This is a genomic window from uncultured Chitinophaga sp. (assembly GCF_937874145.1).
Lineage (GTDB): Bacteria > Bacteroidota > Bacteroidia > Chitinophagales > Chitinophagaceae > Chitinophaga.
Window position 1 is genome coordinate 1 of sequence record NZ_CALNBI010000086.1, and the last position, 2,323, is coordinate 2,323.

Sequence of the window (2,323 nt, forward strand, 5' to 3'; positions counted from 1 at the left end):
ACCGGCCTCCGGGCCGCAAAAACCGCAACATGAAACGGATCCTTACCCTTTGTATGCTGATCGTAGCCGGCATGGCTGCTGCGCAGGAAAAACCGAAATCCGTCACGCTCATCACCAATGTCCGCGTATTTACGGGAAAGGATGCAGCGCCTTTTAACGGCAGCGTGCTGATCACCGGCAACGTCATCACGAAAATATCGAGCGGCCCCATCCCGACGGACCGCAGCATGAACACCACGATTATCGACGGCAAGGGGCAATTCCTTATGCCCGGGCTTATCGACGCGCACTATCATGCCATGTTCGCCAACATCCCGCAGCTGGCGGCCATCACAAAAGATTTTGGTTTTGTGGTATTGATGGCGGGTAACAATGCCCGTAATACACTGTTGCGCGGGTTTACCAGCGTGAGGGACATGGGTGGGCCGATTTTTGGATTGAAGGATGCGATCGATGCGGGTGTAACGCCTGGCCCGAGGATCTGGCCTTCGGGGGCGTTTATCAGTCAAACCGGCGGGCATGGCGATTTTCGTTTGCCTTATGAGATACCGAAAGCCGCCAATGATCCTTTGAGTTATTCAGAGCGTATCCGGGCGGCGGCTATTGCGGATGGAGTGGATGCGGTGTTGCTCCGGTCGCGCGAGCAGCTGATGGCCGGCGCGAGCCAGCTCAAGCTCATGGCAGGCGGTGGCGTAAGCTCGATGTACGATCCGCTGGATGTGGCGCAATATACCGAAGCGGAATTCCGCGCGGCAGTGGAAGCGGCGGAAAACTGGGGCACTTACGTGACGGTGCACGCCTATACGCCACATGCGATCCAGACGGCGATCAAAGCTGGTGTGAAATGCATTGAGCACGGGCAACTGGCGGACGAAGCGTCGGCGAAGATGATTGCGGAGAAGGGGATCTGGTGGTCTTTGCAGCCGTTTATCGATGATGAGGACAGCAATCCCAAAACAGGGGAGAACCGCGAGAAGCAGCTGGAAATGTACAGTGGAACGGACAATGCTTTTGCACTGGCGAAAAAGTACAAAGTGAAAATCGCCTGGGGCACAGACGCTTTGTTCGACGCCCGTATTGCAACCCGTCAGGGTGCGCGGCTGGCGGCGATGACGCGCTGGTTCAAACCGGTGGAGATCCTGCAGATGGCGACGCGGAACAACGGTGAGCTGCTGGCGCTCTCCGGGAAGCGGAGCCCGTACAAAGGTAAGCTGGGCGTGCTGGAAGAGGGCGCGCTGGCTGATATGATCCTCGTCAACGGCGACCCCATCCAAAACATCCAGCTGCTGGAAGATCCGGAAAAGAACCTCACGCTGATCATGAAAGATGGCATCGTGTATAAAAACACCCTTCAACAACCCTGAACTGTCGCATTTCACCTCTTTTTTGGCTGAATCGTATGCAGTATTCCCCATCATCGTACTGTACATTATGCTGGTGCTGTATGTATTTTTGGAGAAAGTTTGGGTAAGTTAGATACGCTATTGCCTGAGCCGCAATGCGTTCGCATATCGACACCTCCGCCGGTCTGCCGTGTGAAACGGACCGGCGGTTTTTTTTTATCTTCATGATATGAAAAACACCCCTATATCCCTTTCCGCGTTATGCGCTGCGGTGGGCGTTATGTTCGCCGCCGCTTGTCAATCCCCTTCCCGCCCAAACCCGAACGGCTAAACGCTGATATTATACCATTAATAAAAAATATTAAAAAGCTGGGTTGAAGAATATATTTTTATGCGAAATGATGCGAATAAACATCAAATCGCATAAAATTATATTCCCGCTATGCAAAACGGACAACCACGCAGAACCTTTCTCAAAACAGCCGCATTATCCGGGCTTGGACTGGCATTTGCCGGCAAATTATCTGCTTTAGCATCTTTCGCCGCCGCTAACGGCAAGCGCATCGGTGTGATCGGTCTTGACACCGAGCACGGCCCTCATTTCGCTAAAATCCTTAATGCGCCCGACGCGGGCGATAAATACGGTGGTTTGCGCGTGACGGTAGCCTATCCTCACGGGAGCCGCAAAATCAAATCCAGCATGGACATGATCCCCCGGAACACCGCTGCTATCCAGGCGCAGGGCGTGAAACTGGTAGATTCGATCGCATTACTCCTGGCTGAGTGCGACCTCGTCATGCTGGAAACGAACGACGGCACCGAGCACCTGGTCCAGGCGCTGGAAGTATTCCGGGCGGGCAAGCCCGTCTTCATCGACAAGCCCGTAGCCGCCTCGCTCACCGACGTGCTCGCCATTTACCGTGCGGCGCATCATTACAAGGTGCCCGTCTTTTCCTCCAGCACCCTCCGCTACATCGACA

At 54.6% G+C, this 2,323-nt stretch carries 2 protein-coding genes; both read left to right on the forward strand.

Translation table 11 applies throughout. From position 1 onward, the window contains the following. The first annotated feature begins 29 nt into the window (after positions 1-29). Positions 30-1,364, forward strand: coding sequence for an amidohydrolase family protein (locus Q0510_RS03860; protein WP_298708429.1), 1,335 nt, complete (start codon positions 30-32; stop codon positions 1,362-1,364). Positions 1,365-1,785: 421 nt separating this feature from the next. Next, positions 1,786-2,323, forward strand: a 538-nt coding sequence (locus Q0510_RS03865; RefSeq protein ID WP_298708431.1) for a Gfo/Idh/MocA family oxidoreductase, incomplete at its 3' end; no start/stop codon positions are given.